Consider the following 1742-nt stretch of genomic DNA (forward strand, 5'->3'; position numbering starts at 1 on the left):
TAGTAGCACTCCTTATCCAACCTCACTTTCATCCCATGCCTAAAGGCGAGGGCTTTCTCGTTCGGGAAGAGCTGTAAAGTAGAACAAATTCATCATAGTGTTCCTTTATCAATAGTCCAAAAGGTAAGATATCTATTTTAATTTCAATGTATTTCCAATCTCTTATATATTTTATTTTTTCATTTCCATAAATCCAGCATATTTTAGTTCAAATTGATGTTCATTTGGCTTAGAAGATTCTAATTTAATGAACTGATATTCTAGTTGAACTACCCCCACTTCAAACAGTCCGTTAGGACGTTAAGTGGCGGGTAGTTCACTTACATAGAAATAAAAAAAGCCGCCCAACAGGACGGCTTATGTTTTATTTCAAATACTCGTACCACCAGTTTCTTTCGTCCATCCAAGCTGTAATCTTATCAAGCTCACCATTTGGTAACACTTCGGTTTGCAAGTATGCTAAACCAGTTAATGGATCAGAAATAACTTGCCCTTTAGTTCCACGCTCATTCATAGCATTTAGAGCTTCTTTAACCAATGAAATACCAAAACCACCAGATTTAACATATTGATAACCGCCATTAGCAACAGATTGTTTTGATTGTTTCTCTCCGGTAAACCAATCCAGCGTTTTGTCACCTTGCAATAAATTAATATCCACTTTTCCAATACCATCAATATAACCATTGTCGGTATATTGCCAAATGTCACAAGTATAGGATGGTTTCTTCTGTGGACTACCGTCATTTGTTCCGTATCGTGGTAACCAAATAAAATCAGCTTGCACACTTTGTAAATTATAGTCACCGTACATATGATGTGCTACATAAAATCCTACTTTCCAACCTGCAGCTTTACATGTATCAATAAAAGCTTGTGATGCTTTAGCTAAATCACTAAGGTTACCTTTGCTTTTCATTGACTTTACTGTGTCATCTTCCACATCTAATACAAGGAATTTAGCATTAGGATTTACCCTTGCTAAGAAATCCTTAGCTTCCACAATTGCATCTGCTACTGATACGAAACATCCATAAGCATATGCAGCATGTGGAATACCGTATTGTTCTGATTTTGCTACATGTTCATTATACAAATGATCTACTAGATTTGAACCATATTGTACCCTAGCAATTACTAAATCTAATTGTGCTGCTGCTACATCCCAATTAATACTTCCATTCCATTTTGAAATATCTACAATGTGTCCCATTACTGAACATCTCCTTCAAATAGTTTTTATTTAAATTCTGTTACGTCTTTAGAAATAGATCCAAAAACTTTTGCCTATTCTTCAATAACTTCCTGGTTCTTTTGAATAACAGCTTGGTACTGCTCTTCACGCTGTTCATTCTTTTTTGTATAGTAAAAAGCATCCATACAAATAATGCTGCGCATGCTCCCTATTGAATACCTGAAATAAAATCTCGATAAACAAAAAGAGCACCTCAATTGAGACTGCTCCTTTTGCTATCATTTTTTATATTTGTCTATATTTAATTTTTTTCTTTTCTAGAGTTTGATCTTCTAATTTTCGCTTCAATCTCAGAAGATACACTTTCTAACAACCAAGTAGGAATCCATCTATCCCACCCAATCCGTACACAATTGGCTGTAAAGCTATTAAAAATATGATAAATTAAACCACCCGTTACCATAAAATAGAAAAACTCTGGTAGTTTAAATGCAATATCAAATAAATGCGCTAAAGAAGGTAATAAAAAAAGCACCACAGTTCGTGC

At 34.6% G+C, this 1742-nt stretch carries 1 protein-coding gene and 2 pseudogenes; all 3 read right to left on the minus strand.

Features of this window, described 5'->3' with window-relative positions; translation table 11 throughout:
* Positions 1 to 364: 364 nt before the first annotated feature.
* Positions 365 to 1213, minus strand: a complete 849-nt coding sequence (locus ES895_RS22720; protein ID WP_098330950.1) for a GH25 family lysozyme — start codon at positions 1211 to 1213, stop codon at positions 365 to 367.
* Positions 1214 to 1239: 26 nt separating this feature from the next.
* A pseudogene (locus ES895_RS22725) lies at positions 1240 to 1403 on the minus strand (BhlA/UviB family holin-like peptide); the annotation flags it as partial.
* A gap of 93 nt (positions 1404 to 1496) precedes the next feature.
* Positions 1497 to 1742, minus strand: a pseudogene (locus ES895_RS22730) (phage holin family protein); the annotation flags it as partial.

It is taken from the genome of Bacillus sp. 007/AIA-02/001 (assembly GCF_004634455.1).
GTDB classification, from domain to species: Bacteria; Bacillota; Bacilli; order Bacillales; family Bacillaceae_G; genus Bacillus_A; species Bacillus_A cereus.

What these genes read in the sequence shown, in the direction of transcription:
- ES895_RS22720 (WP_098330950.1), bottom strand. Translation starts at nt 1,213, where the DNA reads ATGGGACACATTGTAGATATTTCAAAATGGAATGGAAGTATTAATTGG.